30 protein-coding genes and 3 pseudogenes are annotated in these 24,550 nt (G+C 62.0%); 23 read left to right on the top strand and 10 right to left on the bottom strand.

Annotated features, from left to right (window positions below):
• The 4 genes and pseudogenes from AKG12_RS30520 to AKG12_RS27840 form a co-directional block, all read right to left on the bottom strand.
• A pseudogene (locus AKG12_RS30520) lies at nucleotides 1–95 on the bottom strand (IS6 family transposase); the annotation flags it as partial.
• A gap of 93 nt (nucleotides 96–188) precedes the next feature.
• The gene (locus AKG12_RS27850) at nucleotides 189–1,352 is read right to left on the bottom strand and encodes a M20 aminoacylase family protein (RefSeq protein ID WP_046797746.1); all 1,164 of its coding nucleotides are present in this window, start codon (nucleotides 1,350–1,352) and stop codon (nucleotides 189–191) included.
• Between the two features lie 352 nt (nucleotides 1,353–1,704).
• Nucleotides 1,705–3,129 carry an enolase-like domain-containing protein gene (locus AKG12_RS27845; RefSeq protein ID WP_046797745.1) on the bottom strand — a complete coding sequence of 475 codons (1,425 nt, stop codon included), beginning with the start codon at nucleotides 3,127–3,129 and terminating at the stop codon, nucleotides 1,705–1,707.
• The gene (locus AKG12_RS27840; RefSeq protein ID WP_245282246.1) at nucleotides 3,126–3,293 is read right to left on the bottom strand and encodes a hypothetical protein; all 168 of its coding nucleotides are present in this window, start codon (nucleotides 3,291–3,293) and stop codon (nucleotides 3,126–3,128) included. The genes AKG12_RS27845 and AKG12_RS27840 overlap by 4 nt, the downstream gene beginning before the upstream one ends.
• A 42-nt stretch (nucleotides 3,294–3,335) precedes the next feature.
• Here AKG12_RS27840 and AKG12_RS29890 point away from each other — a divergent pair, with 42 nt between their 5' ends.
• The 5 genes from AKG12_RS29890 to arsH are packed head-to-tail and all read left to right on the top strand — an operon-like array spanning nucleotide 3,336 to nucleotide 6,214.
• Entirely contained in the window at nucleotides 3,336–3,485 is a 150-nt protein-coding gene (locus AKG12_RS29890) for a hypothetical protein (RefSeq protein WP_245282245.1), read from the top strand.
• A 15-nt stretch (nucleotides 3,486–3,500) separates the two neighbouring features.
• Nucleotides 3,501–4,028: an arsenate reductase ArsC gene (locus AKG12_RS27835; protein WP_046797743.1), complete on the top strand. Its 528-nt coding sequence runs from the start codon at nucleotides 3,501–3,503 to the stop codon at nucleotides 4,026–4,028.
• Nucleotides 4,028–5,086: an ACR3 family arsenite efflux transporter gene (gene arsB / locus AKG12_RS27830; protein ID WP_046797742.1), complete on the top strand. Its 1,059-nt coding sequence runs from the start codon at nucleotides 4,028–4,030 to the stop codon at nucleotides 5,084–5,086. The genes AKG12_RS27835 and arsB overlap by 1 nt, the downstream gene beginning before the upstream one ends.
• Entirely contained in the window at nucleotides 5,083–5,511 is a 429-nt protein-coding gene (gene arsC / locus AKG12_RS27825; RefSeq protein ID WP_245282248.1) for an arsenate reductase (glutaredoxin), read from the top strand. Before arsB ends, arsC begins: the two co-directional genes overlap by 4 nt.
• Nucleotides 5,504–6,214, top strand: coding sequence for an arsenical resistance protein ArsH (gene arsH / locus AKG12_RS27820; RefSeq protein ID WP_263136276.1), 711 nt, complete (start codon nucleotides 5,504–5,506; stop codon nucleotides 6,212–6,214). Before arsC ends, arsH begins: the two co-directional genes overlap by 8 nt.
• A gap of 178 nt (nucleotides 6,215–6,392) precedes the next feature.
• On the opposite strand, the gene AKG12_RS27815 is transcribed toward arsH, so the two are convergent.
• Nucleotides 6,393–7,499 (bottom strand): alpha/beta hydrolase, encoded by a 1,107-nt coding sequence (locus AKG12_RS27815; RefSeq protein ID WP_046797740.1) that lies wholly within the window; start codon nucleotides 7,497–7,499, stop codon nucleotides 6,393–6,395.
• A 299-nt stretch (nucleotides 7,500–7,798) separates the two neighbouring features.
• Here AKG12_RS27815 and AKG12_RS27810 point away from each other — a divergent pair, with 299 nt between their 5' ends.
• On the top strand, nucleotides 7,799–8,563 hold the full coding sequence (locus AKG12_RS27810) for a carboxymuconolactone decarboxylase family protein (protein WP_046797739.1): 765 nt from the start codon (nucleotides 7,799–7,801) through the stop codon (nucleotides 8,561–8,563).
• Between the two features lie 48 nt (nucleotides 8,564–8,611).
• Here the strand turns inward: AKG12_RS27810 and AKG12_RS27805 are convergent, their stop codons facing one another.
• Both AKG12_RS27805 and AKG12_RS27800 read right to left on the bottom strand, forming a co-directional pair.
• Complete coding sequence (locus AKG12_RS27805) at nucleotides 8,612–9,064, bottom strand: cytochrome P460 family protein (protein ID WP_052760564.1); 453 nt, start codon at nucleotides 9,062–9,064, stop codon at nucleotides 8,612–8,614.
• A gap of 111 nt (nucleotides 9,065–9,175) precedes the next feature.
• Complete coding sequence (locus AKG12_RS27800; protein ID WP_046797738.1) at nucleotides 9,176–10,069, bottom strand: LysR family transcriptional regulator; 894 nt, start codon at nucleotides 10,067–10,069, stop codon at nucleotides 9,176–9,178.
• Nucleotides 10,070–10,173: 104 nt separating this feature from the next.
• Here AKG12_RS27800 and AKG12_RS27795 point away from each other — a divergent pair, with 104 nt between their 5' ends.
• From AKG12_RS27795 to AKG12_RS27750, 10 genes are all read left to right on the top strand, one after another.
• Nucleotides 10,174–10,809: an NADPH-dependent F420 reductase gene (locus tag AKG12_RS27795; protein ID WP_046797737.1), complete on the top strand. Its 636-nt coding sequence runs from the start codon at nucleotides 10,174–10,176 to the stop codon at nucleotides 10,807–10,809.
• A gap of 110 nt (nucleotides 10,810–10,919) precedes the next feature.
• Nucleotides 10,920–11,315 carry a (R)-mandelonitrile lyase gene (locus AKG12_RS27790; protein ID WP_046797736.1) on the top strand — a complete coding sequence of 132 codons (396 nt, stop codon included), beginning with the start codon at nucleotides 10,920–10,922 and terminating at the stop codon, nucleotides 11,313–11,315.
• Between the two features lie 91 nt (nucleotides 11,316–11,406).
• Nucleotides 11,407–12,126 (top strand): dihydrofolate reductase family protein, encoded by a 720-nt coding sequence (locus tag AKG12_RS27785; RefSeq protein ID WP_052760563.1) that lies wholly within the window; start codon nucleotides 11,407–11,409, stop codon nucleotides 12,124–12,126.
• Entirely contained in the window at nucleotides 12,116–13,498 is a 1,383-nt protein-coding gene (locus AKG12_RS27780; RefSeq protein WP_046797735.1) for an MFS transporter, read from the top strand. Before AKG12_RS27785 ends, AKG12_RS27780 begins: the two co-directional genes overlap by 11 nt.
• 273 nt (nucleotides 13,499–13,771) lie before the next feature.
• A complete protein-coding gene (locus tag AKG12_RS27775) occupies nucleotides 13,772–14,122 on the top strand; it encodes a cyclophilin-like fold protein (RefSeq protein WP_046797734.1) in 351 nt (116 codons plus the stop codon).
• Nucleotides 14,123–14,188: 66 nt separating this feature from the next.
• Complete coding sequence (locus AKG12_RS27770; protein ID WP_046797750.1) at nucleotides 14,189–14,926, top strand: SDR family oxidoreductase; 738 nt, start codon at nucleotides 14,189–14,191, stop codon at nucleotides 14,924–14,926.
• A gap of 55 nt (nucleotides 14,927–14,981) precedes the next feature.
• A complete protein-coding gene (locus tag AKG12_RS27765; protein ID WP_046797733.1) occupies nucleotides 14,982–15,209 on the top strand; it encodes a tautomerase family protein in 228 nt (75 codons plus the stop codon).
• 127 nt (nucleotides 15,210–15,336) lie between these two features.
• Entirely contained in the window at nucleotides 15,337–16,386 is a 1,050-nt protein-coding gene (locus tag AKG12_RS27760; protein ID WP_046797749.1) for a PQQ-dependent sugar dehydrogenase, read from the top strand.
• Between the two features lie 34 nt (nucleotides 16,387–16,420).
• The gene (locus AKG12_RS27755) at nucleotides 16,421–16,798 is read left to right on the top strand and encodes a DUF2255 family protein (RefSeq protein WP_046797732.1); all 378 of its coding nucleotides are present in this window, start codon (nucleotides 16,421–16,423) and stop codon (nucleotides 16,796–16,798) included.
• 260 nt (nucleotides 16,799–17,058) lie between these two features.
• Complete coding sequence (locus AKG12_RS27750) at nucleotides 17,059–17,505, top strand: (R)-mandelonitrile lyase (protein ID WP_046797748.1); 447 nt, start codon at nucleotides 17,059–17,061, stop codon at nucleotides 17,503–17,505.
• 184 nt (nucleotides 17,506–17,689) lie between these two features.
• Here AKG12_RS27750 and AKG12_RS27745 read toward each other — a convergent pair.
• Nucleotides 17,690–18,866: pseudogene (locus AKG12_RS27745) on the bottom strand (molybdopterin cofactor-binding domain-containing protein); the annotation flags it as partial.
• Nucleotides 18,867–18,996: 130 nt separating this feature from the next.
• Between AKG12_RS27745 and AKG12_RS27740 the strand changes: the two are divergent.
• Nucleotides 18,997–19,710 carry an IS6-like element ISRsp9 family transposase gene (locus AKG12_RS27740; RefSeq protein WP_046797678.1) on the top strand — a complete coding sequence of 238 codons (714 nt, stop codon included), beginning with the start codon at nucleotides 18,997–18,999 and terminating at the stop codon, nucleotides 19,708–19,710.
• 42 nt (nucleotides 19,711–19,752) lie between these two features.
• Here AKG12_RS27740 and AKG12_RS30930 read toward each other — a convergent pair.
• Together AKG12_RS30930 and AKG12_RS27730 are read right to left on the bottom strand one after the other, a co-directional pair.
• Nucleotides 19,753–19,875 (bottom strand): annotated as a pseudogene (locus AKG12_RS30930) (LysR family transcriptional regulator); the annotation flags it as partial.
• 115 nt (nucleotides 19,876–19,990) lie between these two features.
• A complete protein-coding gene (locus AKG12_RS27730) occupies nucleotides 19,991–20,875 on the bottom strand; it encodes a LysR family transcriptional regulator (protein WP_046797683.1) in 885 nt (294 codons plus the stop codon).
• Between the two features lie 88 nt (nucleotides 20,876–20,963).
• Between AKG12_RS27730 and AKG12_RS27725 the strand changes: the two genes are divergently transcribed.
• The 6 genes from AKG12_RS27725 to AKG12_RS27705 all read left to right on the top strand — a co-directional run.
• A complete protein-coding gene (locus AKG12_RS27725) occupies nucleotides 20,964–21,362 on the top strand; it encodes a CidA/LrgA family protein (RefSeq protein ID WP_046797682.1) in 399 nt (132 codons plus the stop codon).
• Complete coding sequence (locus tag AKG12_RS27720; protein WP_046797681.1) at nucleotides 21,359–22,090, top strand: LrgB family protein; 732 nt, start codon at nucleotides 21,359–21,361, stop codon at nucleotides 22,088–22,090. Before AKG12_RS27725 ends, AKG12_RS27720 begins: the two co-directional genes overlap by 4 nt.
• A 32-nt stretch (nucleotides 22,091–22,122) precedes the next feature.
• Nucleotides 22,123–22,689, top strand: a complete 567-nt coding sequence (locus tag AKG12_RS27715) for an HAD family hydrolase (protein ID WP_502688817.1) — start codon at nucleotides 22,123–22,125, stop codon at nucleotides 22,687–22,689.
• Nucleotides 22,605–22,796, top strand: coding sequence for an HAD family hydrolase (locus AKG12_RS31450; protein ID WP_502688818.1), 192 nt, complete (start codon nucleotides 22,605–22,607; stop codon nucleotides 22,794–22,796). Before AKG12_RS27715 ends, AKG12_RS31450 begins: the two co-directional genes overlap by 85 nt.
• Before the next feature lie 53 nt (nucleotides 22,797–22,849).
• Nucleotides 22,850–23,878, top strand: a complete 1,029-nt coding sequence (locus tag AKG12_RS27710) for an FUSC family protein (protein ID WP_046797680.1) — start codon at nucleotides 22,850–22,852, stop codon at nucleotides 23,876–23,878.
• A gap of 126 nt (nucleotides 23,879–24,004) precedes the next feature.
• Nucleotides 24,005–24,550, top strand: a 546-nt coding sequence (locus AKG12_RS27705) for a thiamine pyrophosphate-binding protein (RefSeq protein ID WP_285278028.1), incomplete at its 3' end; no start/stop codon positions are given.

Here is a 24,550-nt window from a genome sequence, read left to right as displayed (position 1 = left end):
AGGCTTAACGGGAACCGGAAATACAGCCAGACGGCATGGGCGATGATATGCGGTGGGAAACGGTGGTTCTTGTAGCTTATGGTCGGCGTGCTCATCACGTCCGGTTATCCGTCAACCGTTAAGCCACGAACAACGTGACAACGCCCTGCAAGTTCCTGTTTAGCAACAGGAATAGGTAATTTTCGCCATCAAGACGCGGCCCGTAGTTCCGACTGGACAAGTGACACCCACATGGTCGCAGCAAGCGGAAGAACGGCGTCGTTGAAATCATACTTGGAAGAGTGGAGGCCGGGATTTTCTCCTGACGAACGACCAGCTCCAAGCCAGAAGTAGCAGCCAGGCTGTTCTTGAAGCATGAACGCGAAGTCTTCAGCCGCCATGCTGGGGAGGGCATCGACGATGGTCAGGCCTGGCAATGTTGCTGCAACCTCTTTCACGACAGCAGCTTGGTGGGCATCATTGATAGTGGCCGGATATCGGATAAAGTAATCGACAGCAGCGTGGCACCCAAGACCCTCAGCGATCGAAGCGGAGACCTGCTTGACCCGCTGCTGGATGCGCTCTCCGATCTCCTCGTCAAACCAACGAGTAGTGCCTCGAAGGACGACTTCTTCCGGGATTACGTTCCAAGCGTCGCCACCATGTATTTGTGTGACAGAAACCACCGCAGATTCGAGCGGTGAAACATTCCGGCTGGAGATGGTCTGAAGCGCAGAAACGATCTGTGAAGCGGCAACCACGGGATCAGCGCCTTCGTGTGGCATCGCGCCGTGGGCTCCCCTACCCCTAACGACGATCTCAAAGGTCGCGAATGCTGCCATCATCTGATCGGGTCGAGCGACGATTGAACCCAAGGGCAAAGCTGGCCAATTATGCATCCCAAAGACTGCGTCCACCTTGTAGTCTTTGAAAAGACCATCCTCAATCATCGCGCGGGCTCCGCCCTCATTTTCCTCAGCTGGCTGGAATATGAATGTAACGGTACCGTCGAACTCAATGCCTCGCAGGGCACGGGCCGCTGCGAGTGCTGACGCGACGTGTCCGTCGTGCCCACAGGCATGCATGATGCCGGGCTTCTTCGAGGCGTAAGGAAGCGAAGTGCTCTCCACGATCGGTAGGGCATCCATGTCAGCCCGAATACCTATCGAGCGGTTCGACGAGCCTTTTCTAAGGGTTCCGACAACGCCAGTCTTTCCATAACCCGACGCGATTTCGTACCCCCATTCGAAGAGCTTCGACGAAATGAAGGCGGACGTCTGTTTCTCGTCGAACCCAAGCTCAGGGTTTTCGTGCAGATGTTGACGCCAGCGGATTGCTTCTTCAACATGATCGTTTGAAAGCGTGTACCCCATCCTCAGCTCCTTGTTATAGTCAGTATCAGCACTTAGCGATCACGGTGCCAGCTGGGCAAGCAAACGAGTAGGGAAACAGTGACCTTGGTGCGGCTGGGGCGGAGAACGACCCTTTGTCCGGCATCAGCAAGGGATAGTCCCTTGGGTCGAGGGCCATCGGAACCTTCATCCCGAAGTTCAAGAGATGGCGCCCCCGGATCGAAAGATTTCTGCCTCCAACCTCAGCCGTACCCCCATGTTGAGCGGCGACTACGCATCTCGTGTAAGGCCTCGTGGATTCTCTTATAGCATGGCCGAGCGAAAAACTGTGGGCGAGGCACCAGCTCCTCCTGATCATCGACGATATGGCGGATCAGGGCCACACAGCAAGTGACATAGGTTCAAGGTTTGTCACATCGGGTGACAGCATTGCTCCAAAGCCCGGGACGGAAAGTGAGCCAATATGAGCGTCACCTCGGCTCAGACGCAGGCGCACGCGGCCATCCTGCCGGTGGTAGAGATCGGGATGTGCCGTAAGGAAAGCTTCGGCCTCGGCCTGAGGGCGATTATCGAATCCGTCGATGAAATGATGTGCGTTCTTTTCGACATGCGGCAGTCCGAGCCAGCTGACCAGTGCGAGGTCTTGCTGCAGCGAGATGCCGGGCTCGCAGGTGAGGTCTTCGGCGGATAGAAAATAGCGGCCAGGTTCCTGTTGGTTCCATACCTGCGCGCGCCCGGCGTTCAGGATGGATTTGTAAAGACCCTTGCAGACCTTTGACGAGACACCTGTGTAACCAAGCGACCGGGCATGCGGAAAAGCGTCAAGCGTACCATCGGATTCATTAATGATAACTGGAATGCAAGCGGCAAGGGCGCTGATCGGCTGCTCCAGGGTGCGGTCTCGGCGGATCGGCTGTTCGAGGCACAGGATTGTTCGGGCGAAACGGTGCAGGGCGGGATCGGCGCTGAGGTGAGCGAAGAAGGCCGCGATACTATCGCCATCCTCAAACTGCTCGTTGCCGTCAAGCGTGACGCGATAATCGATCCCGCTTGCGTCCAGAAGTGCAGTGATCCGGCGTATGCGATCGAGATCGACCTCAGGATCGCCGCCAATCTTGATCTTGTAATACCGGCAGCCATAGGTGGCGATGACTTCTGAGAGCGTCTCAGGCAGGCCATCATTGACCCCGCTTTCCTGATCGGCCGCAACCAGCGGGTCGACAAGGCCGACAGTGTGGCGGATTGCGATGGATGATGCGGGGCGCAGCGAAGCAAGGAAGGCATCAATATCAAAGCCTGCAAGCTCGGGTGTCAGGACGCCAATGCGAATACCGGCAAGATTGGCCGACATGGCATCGGCAAAGCTCATGGCCTCGACGCGGCAGAGGGCATCGAAGACGGCGCGGTCGAGCATGGCCATGCCAAAACTGGCGATCAGCGGATTAAGGGCTTCGGCTGTGCAAGCGGTAACCAGCGGCGTGTAATTTTCTTCGAACAACCCGTAAGCTGTTTGCGGACCGGAGGCGCGATAGGCCTCAGCTGCAAGCTCGATAGAGCGGCGCAACTGGTGGTGATTTTGATTGTCCGTCAGCCCCAGGTTCTTGTCAAACCACTTGGCACTCAGCGCTTCTGCCGACCAGCCGATAGCTTCGCGTCCGTCCTCAAGCCTGATACGGGCCGAAACAATAGCTTGACGACCACCGGTTGCAGTCTTGACGCCAAAGCGAAAAGGGATACGCAGCCGATAAGGCCGTTCGAAACAGGTGACATCAAGAATGTTCAGCCGCGGCGCGATCATGCCGGGACGAATTTCGGGTCATTGGCACCCTGACGACCGGTGAATATGTCGTAAATTTTCAGCGACAACGCCCCGAACTCGGCGGTGGCGCGGCTTTCAACCGTGCGCGGTCGCGGCATTTCGATATCGAGGATCGTATCAATCCGCCCCGGACGCGGTGACATGATCACTACGCGGTCGGAAAGAAACACCGCTTCAGGGATCGAATGAGTTACAAAAAGCACCGTCTTACGGGTGTCGGATTTTCTGAAGTCCTGCGAGACAGCGTTCCCGCAGCCGTGCTGGCGACCCGCCAGCTTTCCTCCATCTGCCCATCATCGGCGACGATCATGAAGCTTATCAGGCCGCCGACCTAACCACGGACCACAACCATGACCGATAAGACCTACAACGTGCTCTTCCTCTGCACGGGCAATTCCGCTCGTTCTATTCTCGCCGAATCCATCCTCAACAAGGAAGGTGGCGGACGATTCAAAGCCTTCTCCGCCGGCAGCCAGCCCAAGGGCGAAGTCAATCCACATGCCCTGAAGGAGCTGGAAGCGTTGGGCTATCCATCGACGGGCTTCTCGTCGAAGAGCTGGGATGTGTTCGCGGAGCCCGGCGCGCCGCAGATCGATTTCATCTTCACCGTCTGCGACAGCGCCGCCGGCGAAGCCTGTCCCGTCTGGATCGGCCATCCGATGACCGCCCATTGGGGTGTCGAAGACCCTGCCGCCGTCACGGGATCGGACGTCGAGATCCAGCGTGCCTTCGCACAGGCCGCGCGTTTCCTCAAGGACCGGATTGCCGCGTTCGTCAGCCTGCCGCTGGCATCCATCGATCACATGGCTCTGGAGACGAAGCTTCGCCAGATCGGTGCTATGGAAGGTTCGACATCGCCGCAGTGGAAGTCCGCCTGATGTCCACGTTCGAGCGCTATCTGACCATCTGGGTATTCCTGTGCATCGTCGCCGGTGTCGCCCTCGGCCATCTCATGCCCGGCCTCTTTCAGATCATCGGCGCGGCCGAGGTCGCCAAGGTGAACATTCCCGTCGCGATCCTGATCTGGCTGATGATCATTCCGATGCTGCTCAAGATCGATTTCCGGTCTCTGGCGCAGGTCGGCACGTACTGGCGCGGTATCGGCGTGACCTTGTTCATCAACTGGGCCGTCAAGCCGTTCTCCATGGCACTGCTCGGATGGCTTTTCATCGGTTGGCTGTTCCGCCCATACCTGCCTGCCGACCAGATCGACTCCTATATCGCAGGGCTGATCATTCTCGCCGCGGCTCCCTGCACCGCTATGGTGTTCGTCTGGAGCAACCTGACGCGCGGGGAGCCATTGTTCACGCTGTCTCAGGTCGCGTTGAACGATGCCATCATGGTCGTCGCCTTTGCTCCGATCGTAGGCTTGCTGCTCGGCCTCTCCGCGATCACCGTGCCTTGGGATACGCTCGTTCTTTCCGTCGCCCTCTATATCGTCGTGCCCGTCATTATCGCGCAGGTCATCCGCCGCCGCCTCACGGTTGGCGGTACGACGCAGGCACTGGATGGCGTGCTGGCAAGGTTGCAGCCGATCTCACTGGTGGCGCTGCTTGCGACGCTGGTTCTGCTCTTCGCCTTTCAGGGCGAGCAGATCATCGCTCAGCCCGCCGTCATCGGCTTGCTCGCCGTGCCGATCCTGATCCAAGTCTATCTGAACTCCGGGCTTGCTTATCTGCTCAACCGGATGACCGGCGAACGGCATTGCGTTGCCGGGCCATCGGCTCTGATCGGCGCCAGCAATTTCTTCGAGCTTGCGGTTGCTGCCGCCATCAGCCTGTTCGGCTTCCAGTCCGGCGCAGCACTCGCCACCGTCGTTGGCGTGCTCATCGAGGTTCCGGTCATGCTCTCGGTCGTCTGGATCGTGAACCGCTCGAAGGACTGGTACGAGGCCGCCCCCGCCGTCTCCAGAACCACCGTTACCGAAAGGCACTGACCATGGACGCGACCATCTATCACAACCCCGCCTGCGGGACGTCCCGCAACACGCTAGCGCTGATCCGCGCTGCCGGCATCGAACCTGCTGTCATTGAGTATCTGCTGAATCCGCCGACGCGCGAGCAGCTTGCGACGATGATCGCGGACGCTGGCTTGAACGTTCGGGAAGCCATTCGCGAGAAAGGCACGCCTTATGCCGAACTCGGTCTGGACAACCCAGACCTGACTGACGAGCAGTTGCTTGACGCGATGATCGCAACGCCGATCCTGATCAATCGCCCCTTCGTCGTGACACCGCTCGGCACCCGGCTCGCCCGTCCGTCCGAGGCGGTGCTCGACATCCTGCCCGACACCTTCAGGGGATCGTTCTTCAAGGAGGACGGTGAACAGATCCTCGACCAGGAAGGAAAGCGCATTGCCTGACACTTTCCCAGCACTGCAGGACGATCACCTATATTCGACAGATCTCGATGCCCTGCGTCCGGCGTTCTCAACGCATAAGCCGCGCATCCTGATCCTCTACGGCTCGCTGCGTGAGGTGTCGTATAGCCGCCTGCTCGCATTCGAGGTCCGCCGGCTGCTCGAACGCCTTGGATGCGAGATTCGTATCTTTGACCCGAAGGGCCTGCCGCTCCCTGACGAAGCGCCGGCGAGCCACCCGAAGGTGCAAGAATTGCGCGATCTTTCGCAATGGTCGGAAGGGCAGGTCTGGGTGAGCCCGGAACGCCACGGCGCGATGACCGGGATAATGAAGTCCCAGATCGACTGGATTCCACTCTCGGTCGGATCGGTCCGGCCGACGCAGGGCAAAACGCTTGCCGTTATGGAGGTGTCTGGCGGTAGCCAGTCCTTCAATGCAGTGAACCAGATGCGCATTCTCGGCCGCTGGATGCGGATGATCACCATCCCGAACCAATCCTCGGTCGCCAAAGCCTATCAGGAGTTCGACGCCGATGGCCGGATGAAGCCCTCGTCCTACTACGACCGGGTGGTGGATGTCTGTGAGGAGCTGGTGAAGTTCACCATCCTCACGCGCGACGCCTCCGCCTACCTCACCGACCGCTACAGCGAGCGGAAAGAGCAAACGGCCGAGCTTGAGAAGCGCGTGTCGTTGCGGTCAATTTGATGGGCTCGCGGTGGCGACAGCGTCCGTTTGACCGCTGTCGCCACCGTGAAAAGGCTCCGAACCCAAATGGGGCAGATGGCTGCTCCGATGACGAGCAGACGCGCGAAGCACGGCATATGCCCCGAGTCCCTCCCGGGTTCATGTTCCTAGTGCATCGGCGTAGGCCCCTTTCTTCAACTCAGGCGGCAAGATGTTGATCAAAGAAATTGGTCATCTTGTCGAACGGGATTACATCCAGCTTGTCATAGAGATCGGTGTGATTGGCGCCGGGAATGATCATCAGTTCCTTCGGCTCTGCCGCGTTCGCAAAGGCCGTCTCGCTGAAATAGCGCGAATGGGCCTTTTCGCCGTGGATCAACAGCATCGGACGCGGGGAAATCTCCCCGATGTAGCTCAGGATCGGCATGTTCATGAAGGACAACGGGGTCGTGAGCGTCCAGGAGCCGTTCGAGTTGATCGCCCGCGGATGGAAGCCGCGCGGCGTCTTGTAGTAGTCGGCGTATTCCACGACGAATTGCGGCTCGCCGCCCTTCAGCTCAAGGGAAACCGGACCATAGGCGGGCGTGCCCTTTTCCGCATCTTCCCAGCGCTGCCGGCTCAACTGTTCCAGCGTCTGCGCGCGTTGCTCCGCGGTCGTGCTGTCGTTGTAGCCTTTCGACATGACGCGGGTCATGTCGTACATGGTGCTGGCGACGACGGCCTTGACGCGCTTGTCGGAAGCTGCGGCATTCAATGCCATGCCGCCCCAGCCGCAAATGCCGATGATGCCGATCCGCTCACGGTCGACGGAAGGCTGCAGGCCGAGATAGTCGACGGCGGCGCTGAAATCCTCGGTGTTGATGTCCGGAGAAGCGACGTTGCGGGGCTCGCCGCCGCTTTCACCGGTAAAGGATGGATCAAAGGCCAGCGTGACAAAACCGCGCTCGGCCATGGTCTGCGCGTAAAGACCGGAGGATTGTTCCTTGACCGCGCCGAACGGGCCGCTGACGGCAATCGCCGCAAGCCGCTTTTCGGCACGGTCCTTCGGCAGATAGAGATCGCCCGTCAGGGTGATGCCGTACCGATTCTTGAACGTGACCTTCTGATGGTCGATCTTTTCGCTTTTGGGAAAAACCTTGTCCCATTCTTCTGACATGGTCTGAGCCTCTGTGTTGGAGATATTGAAAAGTGACGCCGCACTGAGCGCGGCCATGCCGGCGCCGGTCAGCTTCAGGACTTCGCGGCGACGAAGGGATGAACCGGACGCGTGCCCTGCCCCGGCTCCGGGTTTGTCGTGCTTTTGCATACCTGTTTCCTTTCTTCCGCCGAATATGGGCCACGCGGAAAAGGCGCACTAGATGGTCGATGTTGCTTGCAGTTATGAGGGGAGATCATCAATCGGGCCGAGATGGAGAGCCACCAGCGCGAGCACTGTCCTTGCGCTGAACGGTGACCCAAGCATCAGATAATGGGCAGCCCCCCGTCCAATTGTTTCATGAGGGATGTTCATGAAACTTATTCGACAAACGCGCCTAATCCGGTCCGCGCCAGACCCTACATTGACGGGGCCAGAACATGAGCCACGCAGACTTGGAAGGATCTGACATGAAGCGCCTCGCCGCAATTCTGATAACCGCCGGCCTCACGACGGGGCCTGCACTTGCCCAGGAAAGGACATCGATAATGGCGGACGACATTCAACGGGTTGCCCCAGCGCTTGGGGCCTACACACAGGACGGTTTGTTCGCAAAGGTGTGGCAAGGCGCCGATCTCTCCGCCCGCGACCGCGCGCTCGTCACTGTAGCGATCCTGATCACCCGCAACCAGACGGGCGAACTGGAAGATTATATCGCCCGCGCGCTCGATGCCGGCGTCACGCCGGCGGAAATGTCCGAAGCGATCACGCATCTTGCCTTCTATGCCGGCTGGGGCAATGCGATGGCCGCGGTCGAGGCGGCGGCGGATGTCTATGAGGAGCGTGGTGTCGGCGCTGATGCGTTGCCGCCCGTCAAGCCGGAACCCTTGCCGCTCGACGAGGAAGCGGAAAATGCGCGGCAGACGCAGGTGCAGGGGAATTTCGGAAGCGTCTCGCAGGGCGTCGTCGATAATACCGAAAACTTCCTGTTCCGCGACCTGTGGCTGCGTCCGGATCTCAAGCCGCGCGACCGCAGCCTGATCACCGTTGTCGCGTTGATCGCATCAGGGCAGGTCGCGCAGATGCCCTATCACCTCAATCGCGCGATGGACAATGGCCTGACCAGGGAAGAGGTGGGCGGCGTGCTTGCCCATGCGGCCTTCTATACCGGCTGGCCCAATGTGTTCACGGCGCTGCCCGTGGCGAAAGAGGTTCTCGAGAAACGCTCCAACTGATCAGGAACGAGAGCGACCTGCCCGAACGGCGTTCGGGCAGGTCGATCGTTAATTATGCTCGCGCATTTGCCGGGTCGTGAACACAAAATCGTTTGCCGCCTGCGACTGATGACAGGACGCGCAGCGCGAGCCGTCCTCGCTCCCGTTCGGTGACCTGTCCGGGGCGAATTCGCGGAAAAGCCACGCGCCGGCCTCGGAAACCGAGGTCCATTGCGCGCGTTTTTCCATGATGATGTACCGGTGGAGTTCATCGCCGCGATAATCTTCCATCATGATGACAGTGCCGTCGGGAAATGTCCGCCCCTCGCGCGCTGCGGCGACGGCTTCCGGCGAGGTGAAGATCTCCTCGCGAATATTGCCGCGGGTGACGGTCGCATAATGCACGCCGTCACGATATGCCTCGGGGAACGACACCTCCTCGTTGGCGGATTGGGCAAAAGCAAGGGTGGCGAGAACGAGCACCCCGCTTACGCCGAGTCCCGTGACGGTACGCAATCGCATGTCATTCTCCTGTTCTGTGATAGATCAGGAAAGAATGGGCGGTTTTGCGCAAGGCTTGTAGCGGGCCAAACCTGCATGCACTTATGAAGGCACTTCATCAGTCACGCGCGCTCACTCGCGATGACGCAGGGCGTCGACGATGAGCGAGAAGGCGGGCGAAGACTGCCGCCGGTGCGGATAATAGAGGAAGTAGCCGGGAAACGGCGGGCTCCACTCCTCCAGCACGGTCTGTAGCCGCCCGGATTTGACGTGGGCGGCCGTCATGCTCTCCGGGACATAGGCGATCCCGAAACCTTCCACGGCTGCCTGAACGCAAGGATAGATCGTGTTGAACGTGACCTGCCCTTCCACCCGCACACGAAGCTCGCGGCCGTCCTGCTCGAACTCCCAGGCGTAGAGCCCGCCAGGGGTGGACAGGCGCAGATTGATGCAACGATGCCTGGTGAGATCCTGCGGGGTCTCGGGAACGCCGTGCTTCCTAAAATAGGATGGCGCGCCGACCGCGACCATCCGGAAATCGGGTCCGATTTTGACGGCGATCATCCCTTCGGATACCTGCTCGCCCAGCCGCACGCCTGCGTCGATCTTCTCCCCGATGATGTCGGTCAGTGCATAGTCGGTGATGAGTTCGACGGAGATATCGGGGTTTTTGCGCAGAAGCGGCCTCAGCCTCGGCCAGAGAACCGTCTCGGCGGCATAATCGGTCGTGGTGATGCGAAACTGGCCGGCCGGTGTGTCGCGCAATTCGACGATGGAGGCGAGCTCGTCTTCCAGTTCCACGAAATGCGGCGCCATCCGTTTCATGATGCGCTCGCCCGCCTCGGTTGGAACAACCTTGCGGGTCGTGCGGTTCAGGAGCCGGACACCGAGCCGGTCTTCCAGAGCCTTGACCGAATGGCTGAGCGCGGATTGCGAGACGCCGATCTGCGCCGCCGCGCGCGTGAAGCTGCCTTCTCGTGCGACCACCACGAAGCCCATGAGGTCATCGATGTTCTCTTTCAGCATTGATGAGCCACCTTCATAATACCTGGCATATTACATAGGATAATCGAGGCCCACCGAACAGGGTATTCTTGGAAAATCGACATGAGGCGGAAGGAGATCATGAGATGAGGCTAGGGATTCTGGGCTCCGGCCTGATGGGCGGAAAACTGGGAACGCTATGGGCGAAAGCCGGCCATGAGGTGACGTTCAGTTATGCGCGCAGCCAGAGCAAGCTCGATCGACTTGCGCGGGAGGCGGGAGCGAAGGCCGGTACTGTTGCCAAAGCGGTCGAGGGAGCCGACGCCGTGCTCCTGGCCGTTCACTGGTCGCGTATCTCCGACGTTCTGGAACAGGCGGGCGAACTGGACGGCAAGATCGTGCTGAACTGCTGCGTGCCGCTCGATGAGCAAAACCGTGATCTCGTGGTCGGCGTCACCACCTCGGGTGCCGAGGAACTTGCGCGCCTGCGCCCGCGTGCGCGCTGGGTCTCGGCGTTCAACACCAGCCCAAGCGAAGCCTTCTTCGACGTCTTTGCTGGAAGAGACAGGGAACCGCGGCCGCAACTCCTCTATTATGGCGACGATAACGGAGCGAAGCGGGCAGCAGCCGGCCTGATCGAGGATATCGGCTATGAGCCGCTGGACGTCGGGCCGCTGCGCACCGGGCGTTTCGCGGAGCCGTTCGCGATGGTCACGGCCGAGCTTGCCTATTCGCAGCCGGGCGGGGCGAAGTTGACCTACCGCTTCAGCAGGTTTCGTTAGAATTCATGAGTCTTGCTCATAAGAGACAGTACGTGAAGAAGGCTAATCCAACATTCCCGCGAGCGCTATCTTACCGACAAGATTGAAAGTCCCCTGGAAAGGAAACAACGATGAAGATCACGAAAGCAGGCTCCACGCCTTCGACCAAAGGCCCCGAGGACTGGTTCACCGGAACTGTTCGTATCGATCCCCTGTTCAACGCCGAAGCGCCGGGCCGGGCCGGTGCGGGCGCCGTCACCTTCGAACCCGGTGCGCGTACCGCCTGGCATACGCATCCGGCAGGTCAGGCCCTGATCGTCGTATCCGGCTTTGGCCGTGTCCAGCGCGAGGGCGGTCCCGTTGAGGAGATCCGGGCCGGCGACGTCGTCTGGTTCCCCGCAGGAGAAAAGCATTGGCATGGCGCGGCCCCGGATGTGGCGATGACGCATATCGCGATCACGGAAACCGTCGACGGCAGCAACGTCACCTGGATGGAGAAGGTGAGCGACGCCGACTACGGCGTCTGATCGCTCCCTCAAATCTGGAGAGACGGCCGGCGCATCCCTTTCGCCGGCCGAAACTTTTTCGCGAATTCAAACAAGCGAGACAGGCATTGCCATGCGCCCGAATATCATCTGCCATATGATCTCGTCCATCGACGGGCGACTTCTCACCGAACGCTGGAACGCGCCGAACGGCGAACCTGCGACCGGCCTGATCCACCGCGTCTACGAAGAGGCGGCCGGGCGACTGGGCGGTCAGGGATGGATGGTCGGACGTAGGACGATGGCTCACTACATCGAAGATCAGCGCAAGCCGCAACTTCTCGAACAGCCGCTGAAGCGGCCCGCTTTCAAGGGTTCGCCGGCCGGCCGCAAGCTCGCCGTGGTTCTCGATCCGTCCGGAAAGCTGCTGCATGCCGGCGACGACCTCGACGGCGATCATGTCGTCTCGATCGTCTCGGAGCGTGTGGAAGAAGCCTATCTGGAGTCGTTGCGCCGGAACGGCGTGTCCTATCTCTTGTCCGGTTCCGACGGATCGGGCCTTTCAGACGCCGTGGCGGCGCTGGGCGAGATGTTCGACGTGAAGACCATCCTTCTCCAGGGCGGCGGGACGATCAATGGCGCGTTCCTGGCGGCCGGATTGATCGACGAGTTCAGCACCCTGATCTTTCCCTCGGTCGACGGCATGGCGGGTATCGCCTCCATCGTCGATTATCACGGCAGCCGAACCACACAGCCGTCTTCCGATTTCCGCTTCCAGTTGGCCGGCAACGAAACGCTCGAGGCCGGCACGGTCTGGCTGCGTCACAAGGTTCTTCGCAGACATGTCGCATAGTTCATCACCGGCCACGGCCTCCGCCGGGCAGACGGCGACCCTGTCCATCGTGGCCTTCGCGACGATGCTCGCGCTCGTCGTCTTCACCGTGCCGCTAACCACACTGGCCGACATCACCCGCTCGTTGTCGGCCGGTCCCAACGCCCAGGCCTGGATCCTGAGCGGCATGCCGGTCGGGGCCGCCGTCGGGCTTCTCGGGTTCGGAGCGCTCGGAGACAATTACGGCCGGCGCAGGATTTTTCTCTCAGGCCTCCTGATCACGGCGGGTTCGTCCCTCGTGGCGGCCCTGGCGCCGACATCGATCCTGCTGATTGTCGCGCGCATCGTCCAGGGCATCGGAAGCGCAGCCATCATGGCCTGCGGTCTGGGTCTCATCGGCCAGGTTTTCGCGGAAAGCCTGGCGCGCGCCCGCGCCGCGGCCATATGGGCGTCGGCGCTCGGCGCCGGGGTCGCGGTCGGCCCGGTCCTGGCGGCCCTTCTGCTGCCCGTCGGCGGCTGGCATGCGTCGCACTGGCTGATCGCCGCGATTTCCGCGGGCCTCTACCTCATGGCACGGGGCGTTCTTCCTCAGGACAGCGGGCAAACGCGCGGCAGCGTCGACGGGGCGGGGTCGCTGGTGATGGCGGCGGCGATCCTGTGCTTTCTCGCCGCGTTGACCGAAAGCCGCTTCGGCCTGCAACCGCATGTGCTGGCGCTGTTTGCAGGCAGCGCCGTCCTCGTCGTCGCCTTCATCCTTGTCGAAGGCCGCTCGGCCAATCCCGTGCTGCGACTCAGCCTGTTCAGACGTCCCGATTTCGTCGGCGCCACGGCCGGCGCCTTCGCCTCGGGCGCGGGTGTTCTTGCCATCATGACGATGATCCCTCTGATCATGGAACAGGGGTTTGGCATTTCGCCGTTCCGGGCGGCGGTCATCTTGATGGCGTGGTCGGCGACGACGGCGGTCGCAGCGCTTGGCGCCCGCCTGATCCCGGAGGACATCTCGCCACGCATGCTTCTCGTCACCGGCATGGTCGGCTGCGCGGCCGGGCAGGCCGCAACGCTGCTGGCGACGCCGGAGCGCGGTTTCGCCTGGGTGCTGCCAGGCCTGCTCATTGCCGGGATTGCGAACGGCATCCTGAATGCCGCCCTCGGCCATCAGGCGGTACAGAGCGTTCCGGCCGAGCGCACGGCGATGGGAAGCGCCGCCAACAATACCGCCCGTTATCTCGGCTCCGCCGTCGGCATCTCGCTGGCGACGATCATTATCACCCATGGCGCCGAAAGCGGCGTGGCGGGCCTCCTTTCCGGATGGAGGATCGCCGTCCTCGTCTCGGTGGGCTTCTCGATCGCAGGCGCCGCAATCGCCGCTGTCATGCGGCCGCTTAATTTATGAACACAACTCATGAGTTCTAGTAGCTTGCCCCGGCTAATCTTTTGACTGCCCGTACGTGATATTGACGACAGCGATGGCGCGACAGGCATTCGCCGGCGCCGACACCACGAGTATCGGTACAACGCGAGAGGTGGCGCCGGAATGCGACTTCACTGCAGAAAGACGGCTTTGAACTGCATTGCGGCCATCGGTGCAATGCTCGCCTTTACCCCCGGCGCAATGCTCTCCGCTCACGCGCAAGGGGGCTCAAAGGGCACATCGGAGGACGGAAGTATGAAGATACGTATCATCATAGAGGGGCAAGCCCTTTCGGCGACCCTCGACGACAGCACGGCGGCGAAAGACTTCGCATCGCTGCTGCCGCTCGATCTGACTCTCTCGGACTATGCCTCGACCGAGAAGGTCAGCGACCTGCCGCGTCGCCTTTCGACCGACGGCGCCCCCCGCAGCTACAAGCCTTCGGCAGGCGACATCACCTATTACGCGCCCTGGGGCAATCTCGCGATCTTCTATCGCGGCTTCAGCGACTCGGCCGGCCTCGTGCGGCTTGGTGCATTCGATGACGGCGTCGAAGCGCTACGACGCGATCAGCCGTTCAAGGCCCGCTTTGAAGTCGCCGAGTGAAGACCCCGATCAGAAGCGCAATTCAACCATATGTTTGCAGGCGCTTCGCGCCCGATGGAGAAAAACATGAGTGAAAACATCGAAGGAAAAGTCGTCGTCATCACCGGCGCAAGCTCGGGGCTCGGCGCGGAAACCGCCCGCCATCTCGTCAAGGCCGGCGCCAGGGTTGTTCTTGGCGCCCGCCGTCTCGACCGGCTCGAAGCGCTCGCCAGCGAACTCGATCTCGATACGCAGGCTATCGTCGAGACGGACGTGACCGACTGCCGTCAGGTCAAGGCGCTGGTCGAGCGCGCGGTCGAATTGCATGGCCGGATCGACGTCCTCGTCAACAATGCCGGCCTGATGCCGAGCTCGATGCTCGACAAACTGAAGATCGACGAGTGGGATCGGATGATCGACGTGAACATAAAGGGCGTTCTCTACGGCATCGCGGCGGCGCTTCCCCATATGCAGAAGCAGAAGTCCGGGCACATCATCAATGTGTCGTCTGTCGCCGGTCACAAGGTCGGCCCCGGCGGTGCGGTCTACGCCGGAACAAAGTGGGCCGTTCGGGCCATCTCCGAAGGGCTGCGGCAGGAAGTGAAAGCCTACAATATCCGCACGACGATCGTCTCCCCGGGCGCGGTAGCGACCGAACTGACCGACACGATCACCGACCAGGATGTCGCAGCCGGCATGAAGCAGGTTTACGAGGCGGCTATCCCGGCAAGCTCGTTTGCCCGCATCGTCGCCTTCGCGATCAGCCAGCCCGAGGACGTCGATATCAACGAAGTCCTCTTCCGTCCGACCAGCCAGGCCTATTGAGCCGGATGCCGCACCTGCGGGTCGCCTCGATTTCGAAAAACGGGAGCACTGGAACATGCCGCACATTGTCATAAAGGCCATGGCGGGCCGCAGCGAAGAGCAGAAGAAGCGCCTGGCCCAGGCCATTGCGCGTGACGTCGTCGATATCCTCGAATGCGACGAGGCTTCGGTCTCGGTCGCTTTCGAGGACGTGGCATCCGGCCGATGGAAAGACGAGGTCTACCTGCCCGACATTCAGGGGCATCGGGACAGGCTTTACAAGAAACCCGGATACGAGATGTAGGGAGCTCTCGGCTGGCCGTTTCGTCGGCCAGCCCGCGCGAGAGACAATGGAAAACACTCCGAAGAAATTCATCGATACCAGCATGGCCAGCGACGGCACTGCGCGCAAGACGTGTCGGTTCATCGGCATGGCGCTGATATCTCTCGCGCTGTCCAACTCGGCGCCCATGATCGCCGAGGCGCAGGATGCCGCCACGCCGATCCTCGGCCGTAGTGAAAGCGCATGGACATCGACCGTCGTCGCCGAAGGGCTGGATTACCCTTGGGACATCGTGCTGGGCGGCGAACGCCTGATCCTGACCGAGAAGGCGGGTTCCGTCGTCACGGTCGCTGGCGGCGAACTTCAACGGCACACGCTCGAAACGTCACACCCGCTTCGCACCGAGGGCGGTGCGGGACTGCTCGGGATCGCCCTGGCGCCGGATTTCGCATCGAGCGGCAGGGCCTTCTTCTACTACTCCTACGTTGCCTCTTCAGGCCCCGCGAACCGCGTCGTGTCGGCCGTTTTTGATGGCGGCGCATGGCGCGAAACCGGCATTCTGATCGACGGCATTCCCGGCCACCGCCTCTATAACGGCGGCCGGATCGCGATCGGGCCCGACGGCCACCTCTATGTGACAACAGGATGGACAGAGAACTACGATCTGCCCCAGGACCCCGACAGCATGGCCGGCAAGATTCTGCGGGTGACGCTGGACGGTGCGGTGCCCGCGGACAATCCGTTTCCCGGCTCGAAGGTCTATTCTTATGGCCATCGCAATCCCCAGGGGCTGGCTTGGAGCCCCGCGGGCGAGCTGTTCGTCTCCGAGCATGGCCAGTCCGCGCTCGACGAAATCAACCGCGTCGAACCCGGCGGCAATTACGGCTGGCCCGAGATTCAGGGGGACGAGACGCGGGATGGCATGAAGGCGCCCTTCGCCCATTCCGGTCGCTCGACCTGGGCGCAGTCCGGCATCGCCTTCGCTGGCGAGGAACTGCTTGTGGCCGCCCTCCAGGGAAAAGGCCTCTATGTCCTTGACGGCGCAAATCGCAGCCTCAAACCCGTGTTCGAGACCGGCGAACGCTACAGGCAGGTGCTGCCCGTCGGAAGCGATCTCTTTGTCATCACCACCAATCGCTCGCCGCGCGGACAAGGCGCGTCCAATGACAGCCTGATCAGGCTGTCGCCCGCCGGCTGAGCGGTTCGATATCCGAAATTGCAAGGATGCTGACGTGAGTCCTTGGAACAACGACCTTTTGCAACGGATCGCCGGGAGCGACGATCTCCATATCGCTCCGCTGCGCGACGACCTCGTGACCTTCGGGACGCCGACCTGGATCTGGTCGGTGGTCGTGGACGGCGATCTCTATGTGCGTGCCTATAACGGGCGGAATTCCCGTTGGTATCGCTCGGCGATGGAAAACAAGAAAGGGCGGATCAAGGCGGCCGGCGAAACGATCGACGTTTCATTCGAGCCGGTCGAGGGGGCCGTCAACGATCTTGTCGATGCGGCCTATCGGTCCAAATACGGCACGAGCCGGTATCTCGCTGCGATGATCGGAGACCGGGCGCGCGCCGCCACCGTCAGGGTCACGCCGACAGTCTTGTAGCTTTGCGAAGGCAGGGAACAATCGATCAAATCCGGATGTTCCAGAAACCAGGCTCATAAGTGTAATCGGAACTGCCTGGCTAGTGGGCGCCCGGTCGATCTGATGAACTGAGACCGTCAAAAGATGTTTCGATCAAGCACCCGAAAGGATTCTCTATGTCGGAAGAATACATTGGCAAACGTCACTCCGCAGATAAGAGCCGCCGCAATCTTCTCAAGGCCGGCGCCGTCCTGGCTGCGGCAATGCCGATCGCGGCAGGCATGGCTGGCAGCGCCGCCGCGCAGGAAGCCTCTGCCGCGACCGGGCAGAGCATCCAGATCACATCTAACCGCTCGACGCCCTCCGTGATCGGCGATCCGGCGCAATTCTCCGGCCATGCGGTGATCGATCCGCTCTTCCCGGCCAACGAGTTCACCGGAGCAACCGGCGGGCTGGTGACGTTCGCGCCGGGCGCGCGCACCGCCTGGCATACGCATCCGGCCGGCCAGATGCTGATCGTGACCGAGGGAAAGGGTTGGGTCCAGGAAGAAGGTGCTGAAAAGCGCGAAATCAAACCCGGCGATGTCGTCTGGATACCCGTGGGTGTCAATCACTGGCATGGCGCCACCGATACGTCGGGCATGGCGCACATCGCGATTTCCTACATGCGCGACGGCAGCAACGTGACCTGGGGCGAACTCGTCACGGACGACGAGTTCGCGAAATAACGCTCGCCGCACCGCCGAGACGCCAAAGGAAGCTTCGCGGCACTCTGCATCGGCGAAGCGCTGACAGACTTCCGTCTCATCCATAGCCGCAAAGTTCCAGACTTTGCGGCTTTCTCATTCAGGCGCCGCGAAATCCGGGCCTGGCGACGGAAGAGACATCCACGCCAACCGGCAAAGCGCTCAACTACGCGACGTCCGGTAGGCCGCCGATCAACTTGTCCAGCGTCACGGGATAGTCGCGCACGCGAACGCCGGTCGCGTCGTAAATGGCGTTGGCGATCGCAGCGGCCACGCCGCAAAGACCGAGTTCGCCGACCCCCTGCGCCTTCATCGGCGACGACATCGGATCCGTCTCGTCCATGAAGATCACCTCCTGATGCGGAATATCGGCATGGACCGGAACTTCGTAGCCGGCGAGATCATGGTTGACGAAAAAGCCGCGGCGGGTATCGACAACCAGTTCTTCCGACAGCGCGGCGCCCGCTCCCATCGTCATCGCGCCGATCACCTGGCTGCGGGCGGTGATCGGATTGAGAATCCGGCCGGCCGCACACACCGCCAGCATTCGGCGGATGCGGGTCTCTGCCGTCGCCCTGTCGACGCCGACCTCGACAAAATGCGCGCCGAATGTCGATTGCTGGTGCGTTTCGGAGAGCTTGCCCCATTCAATCTTGTCCTCGACCGTGATCCCGTCGGGACCGGCTGCCTCCGACAGTGGAACCGAGCGGCTGCCGGAGCGCACTTCGCCATTTTCGAAGCTGACGTCCTGCGTGTTGAGGCCGAGCTTCTTCGCCACCGCCTCGCGTAATTTGACACAGGCGGCATAGACGCCCGATGTCGAACAGTTGCCGCCGAACTGGCCGCCGGAGCCGGAGGATACGGGGAAGTGGGAATCGCCGAGATGAACGGCCACCTTGTCGAGGGGAAGGCCCAGCATTTCAGCGGCGGTCTGGGCGATAATCGTATAGCTGCCCGTGCCGATGTCGGTCATGTCCGTTTCGACGGTGACGACCCCCATCCTTGTCGAGCCGCACCCGCGCTCCGGACGGAACCAGCAGATTGTCGCGGAAGGCGGCAGCCATCCCCTGCCCGATCAGCCAGCTGCCATCGCGCCGCGCGCCCGGCGTGCCGCGCCCCTTCCAGCCGAACCGCTCAGCGCCGAGCTTGAGGCCGCCGAAAAGATCGCGATGCGATAACCGGCGCTCCGGATTTTCGGGATCGACCTGGGTGTCGTTGAGAATGCGGAACTCAACCGGATCCATGTCGAGTTTTTCCGCCATTTCGTCCATGGCGATTTCGAGCGCCATCAAGCCGGGCGCTTCCCCCGGCGCGCGCATCGAATTGCCTTCGGGGATATCGAGCGGAGGCGTCGCCTTAACCGGCTGGTGCGGATCGAGGCAATAGTCTATCGGCATGACTGACGATGCGTCCGCCCGATANGGAGGCGTCGCCTTAACCGGCTGGTGCGGATCGAGGCAATAGTCTATCGGCATGACTGACGATGCGTCCGCCCGATACAAACGCCACCGCTTTCCAGCCGAGATCATCGCGCATGCGGTATGGCTCTATTACCGGTTCCCGCTGAGCCTGCGCGATATCGAAGACCTGCTTGCCGAGCGCGGCATTGCCGTCTCGTTTCAGACCGTCTCAGAATGGACGACTAAGTTTGGCCTGAAATTCGCCCACCAACTCAAGCGGCGGTCGATCGGCAACTTCGCAGACAAATGGCATCTTGATGAGATGGTCGTATCGATCAAGGGCAAGAAATACTGGCTGTGGCGCGCCGTCGATGCCAACGGCTACGTTCTCGATGCTCTGCTGCAAAGCCGCAGAAACAAGGGAGCCGCTCTTCGGCTGATGCGCAAATTGTTGAAGAGCGAAGGTGTTGCGCCGCGCGTGATGGTGACAGACAAGCTGCGTTCTTATTCCGCCGCAAAGCGAGAGATCATGCTGGGGATCGAACACCGTTCGCACAAAGGGCTCAACAACCTCGCAGAAAATTCTCACCTTCCCGTTCGACGACGCGAGCGACGCATGATGCGGTTCAAGTCGACAGGTCAATGCCAACGTTTCGTCTCAACCCACGGCCAAATTGCCAATCTTTTCCAACTTCATCGAAAACACCTGAATGCCGCTGATCATCGCCAACTCCGCGCACTCGCCAGCGCCACCTGGCGTGAGATCGCGTTGCCGATCCAAGCCTGAAATTCAGGACAAAGAAATGATTGCGTCCTACGTCAGGTTAAGGCGACGCCACCNCTGGCTCTGCTGGCTCAACGGCGGCTGGCCGATACCGACCCTTTCGGCCGCCCGGCCGAAATGGCGTTCCTCGGCGACCGCGACGAAATACCGAAGATGCCTGAGCTCCACGTCAACCCCCGACTGAAAGATCCATGTCGTGATTTGATAGTTTCCGGATATCGCAAAGTCCACTTGCATATATCGCCGCCTTCGAGAATGAACCGGCAGGCAAAGGTTGCTGCCCTCAATCGCCGGAATGAAATTCCCGCGTCAGCGCCAGCCAGGCCTTCGCGGCATGCGACAGATAGGCGCCGCGCCGCCAGATCATCGCGATATGCCATTCGGTCCCGGGATCGACGAGCGTGACGTGGCGGACGGCGGGGTGGCTGCGCTGCTCGGCGATCATGCGCGGCAGGAAGGCTATGCCGAGACCCGCGGCGGCCAGCTCTACGATGAAATCGATCTGGCTGCTGCGCGCGGCGACGGAGGGCTCGACGCCCGCCCGCCGGCAGGCGTCGACGATGATCCTGTTCAGCGCGAAGCCGCTCTCGAACAGCAAAAACGGCTGGTCCTTCAGCTCCGCAAGGGTGATGGAGGCCTTTGCTGCGAGCGCGTGGTCCGTCTGCAGGAGGGCCACCAGCGGCTCGCGGCGGACCTCCTGCCATTCGAACTCGTCCGATACAGGAAGAAGCGAGGCGGCGAGGTCGATCTCGCCCACATGCAGGATTTCCTCCAGCCGGTCGCTGCCATGTTCGGCAAGGCGGATGTCGATCGACGGATGGCGGTTGCGATAGATGGCGAACAGGGGCGCAAACAGAGTGCTGCTTCCGATCGGCGGAAGGCCGAGGCGCAGCGTCCCGCGCTTGAGGCCGCGCAGGTCGTCGAGTTCCGCCATCAGGCTTTCGCGTTCCGCCAGGATTCTCACCGCGCGGCGATAGACGACCTCTCCCGCGACGGTCAGCGTGCTGCGATGGCCGATGCGGTCGAGCAGCCGCGTTCCGATCTCGTCCTCAAGCTGCCTGACCGCCTTGCTGACGGTCGATTGCGTGGAGAAGATCGTCTTGGCGGCCTGCGAGAAGCCCCCCTGGCGCACGACTTCGACGAAGGCACGGAGCGTTCGGATTTCCATCAGAATTCCATATCAGAATATAATCTATTCAATCAATTCATTTCCATCATGCTGCGACGCAACATATATTTCCCTCAGGAGAACGATCATGTTCATTCGCAGGTTCGCCGTCTCATTCCGTCGCCACATCCATTCGAGCCGCCTGCTCCAGGTGGGCTTCCTGCTTGCGTTCTGGCTCGCCGGAGAAGCGCTGGCCCGGCTGGTCGGCCTGCCGCTGCCCGGCGGCATCATCGGAATGGCGATCGTGCTTGCGCTGCTGGCCAGCCACCGCATCAGCGTCTTCAGCATGCGGCGCGGCGCACAATGGTTCCTTGCCGACATGCTGCTTTTCTTCGTTCCGGCGGTGCTGGCGGTGATCGACCATCCCGAATTCCTCGGCCTGCTCGGGCTGAAGATCCTCGTCGTGATCCTCGTGGGAACGCTTGCGGTGATGGCCGTGACGGCGCTGACCGTCGATTTCTGCTGGAGATGGAGGTCGAGGCAATGACCCTGCCGATCACGTCGTGGAATGATCCGCTCGCCCAGGGCCTGTTTAGCGGCCTGTTCTGGTCCCTGGCCACCATCGGCCTTTATCTCGCGGCCAAGCGCCTCCACCGCCGCTGGCCGCGTTGGTGGCTGATGCCGCTGGCGGTGACGCCCGTCCTTCTTGTCATCGCGGTCCTTTCGCTCCACGCCAGCTACCGGGACTACATCCGCGGCACGGGGTGGCTCGTCGCCCTGCTCGGCCCGGCCATGGTCGCATTCGCCGTGCCGATCTACGAGCACCGCGCGCTCATCCGCCGGGAGTGGCCGGTGCTTGCCGCCGGCATGCTGGCCGGAACGGCCACCGCTGTGCTCTCCGGCTGGGGCCTTGCAACCGTGGTCGGCCTCGACGGCGCGATCAGGCTCAGCCTGCTGCCGCGCTCGATCAGCACGCCCTTCGCCATGGAGGTTTCCGGCGAGATCGGCGGCATTCCGCAACTGACGGCGATCTTCGTGGTGCTGACAGGCGTCCTCGGCGCGGCGCTCGGCGATATCGTCCTGGCATGGCTCCCGCTGCGCTCGGCGCTTGCGCGCGGCGCGCTCCTGGGGGTCGGGGCGCATGGGGCGGGAACCGCGAAGGCCCACATGATCGGCAGGGAGGAAGGCTCGATCGCCGGTCTCGTCATGGTGCTCGTCGGGCTGATGAATATCCTCGTCGCCCCTGTCCTCGCCCAGATCCTGCGCCATATCTGACCTGCCATACTCGTCCGACCAGGAGAAACAGCATGCGCATCAAGCCGGTTTTTCTTTTCGATCTCGATGGTACGCTCGTCGACAGCGTCTACCAACATGTGCTCGCCTGGAAGGACGCGCTCGACGCGGAAGACATCGACCTGTCCGTCTGGCGCATCCACCGCAAGATCGGCATGAGCGGCGGCCTGTTCACGAACCAGCTCCTGCGCGAGACCGGACTGGAGATCAGCGCCGAGCGGGTGGAAAGGCTGCGGCAGGGCCATGCGGCCGCCTACCAGCGGCAGGCCGGCCGTGTCCGCCCGCTTCCCGGCGCGCGCGAGCTTCTCGCCTGGCTGACGGACGCCGGCATTTCCTGGGCGATCGCCACGAGCGGGCGGATGGAGACGGCCGCCGTCAACCTTGCGGCCCTCGGGGTGGACCCGCAGCGGATACCTGTCGTCACCCGCGACCAGGTCAAATACGCAAGCCCGATCCCGACCTCTTCTTGGCCGCGGCGGAACGGCTCGGCGCACCCATCGAGACGGCGGTGGTCATCGGCGACAGCGTCTGGGACATGCTGGCGGCGGTTCGCTGCCGGGCGCTCGGCGTCGGGCTGCTGAGCGGCGGCTACGGGCTCGACGAACTGCGCCAGTCCGGCGCCTTCCGCGTCTATGAGGACCCCGCCGACATGCTGCACCACATTGATGAGGTCGGCGGGCGCCGATAACGTGTCGAACGGCAGGCAAGCCCTGCATGCATGGGAAAGCGGACGGAACAGGAATGCAGATCGTTTTGAAGAGCCTTTCGCTGACGGTTGCCGAGCGGTTGTCCGCGGCATGGCGCGATGCGCTTGCCTGCGCCGTCGCAGCCGTGTTGTCATGGGAGCTCGCCGTGCACCTTTTCGGGCACCCGCAGCCCCTCTTCGCAGCGATCAGCGCGATCGTCTGCCTTTCGCCCAGCCTGCCCAGCCACGGCAGGCAGGCGATCGGGCTGTTGATCGGCGTCGCGACCGGCATCGTCGTCGGCGAACTGGCGCTCTTCCTGCCGGACGGCGTGCCGCTTTTCAGGCTCGGCCTCGCCGCCTTTATCGCAATCATCGTGGCGTCCACCTACGGGCTCTCCGCCGTGGTCCCCATCCAGGCGGGCGTGTCGGCGATCCTGGTCCTCGCATTCGGGCCTGCCAATGCCGGCTCCGTGCGCATGCTCGACGTCGCCACCGGCGCCGCCGTCGGCCTGTTCTTCAGCCAGGTCGTGCTGACGCCCGATCCCGTCCGCATGGTCGATGCCGCGGCCCGCGACCTCCTGAGCAACCTCGCCGCGGGTTTTACGAGATGCGCGGAAGCCTTGCGCGAGCGAGATCCGAAGAAGGGTGAAGCCGCGCTGCATAGCCTGTCGGGCGCCCATGACAGCGTCATCGCGCTCGGTTCCGGCATCGTCACCGCGCGCAATTCCGCCCGGTGGTCGCTGCGCGGCCGCCTCGTCGCACGCCAGGTCGACGAGATCGCGGCGCGATACGACCGGCACGCGATCCGCCTTTACGCCTCGGCCCTGCTTTTCGGCGAGTCGGTGGCGGATGCCCTGCGAAAAGGCGCAACGCCCGTTCCAGACGGCCTGCTGGCGCATGTCGAACGGGTGGCCGGACGCTGCGCCGAGATCAGCAACGGCCAGAACATGCAGGAACGCCTGCCGGATGGGGAGGACCTGCCCCTCGTCGATGAGCCCGCCCCTCCGGAATGGCGGTCCACAGTCGAGCATCTTCATCTCGTCGAACAGGCTCTCGCCGCCTTCCGAATATTTCCGGAACGGTGAAATCTTCCGTTACCGAAATCCACCAGTTTCAAGAAAAATCGCATTTTTTGATCCGGAATAAGGTATCGATCCGAGACGGTTGCTAAGGAAACTCATCTTTCTTGTCACAGACACATGGAGTTTCCCGTGAAATACACTGTCGGAACCTATCTCGCCGCCCGTCTTTCCCAAATAGGACTGAAGCATCATTTCGCGGTTGCAGGCGACTACAATCTCGTTCTGCTCGACCAGCTTCTGACGAACAAGGATCTGAGGCAGGTCTATTGCTCCAATGAGCTCAACTGCGGCTTCAGCGCAGAAGGCTACGCCCGCGCCAACGGCGCGGCCGCCGCCGTCGTCACCTATAGCGTCGGCGCGCTTTCCGCGCTCAACGCCATCGGCGGCGCCTATGCAGAAAACCTGCCCGTCATCCTCATCTCCGGCGCGCCGAACAGCAACGACTACGCCTCCGGGCACCTGCTGCATCATACGCTGGGCACGCAGGATTTCCTCTATCAGCTCGAAATCGCACGGAAGCTCACCTGCGCCGCCGTCTCCATCGTCTCGGCCGACGAGGCGCCGGCACTGATCGACCATGCGATCCGCACCGCGCTGCGCGAGAGGAAGCCGGCCTATATCGAGATCGCCTGCAACATCTCCGGCGCCGAATGCGCGGCACCCGGGCCTGCCAGC

Source organism: Agrobacterium sp. SUL3 (assembly GCF_001263295.1).
In the GTDB taxonomy this organism is placed as follows: domain Bacteria; phylum Pseudomonadota; class Alphaproteobacteria; order Rhizobiales; family Rhizobiaceae; genus Agrobacterium; species Agrobacterium tomkonis.
This window is presented reverse-complemented; position numbering and strand designations above follow the sequence as displayed.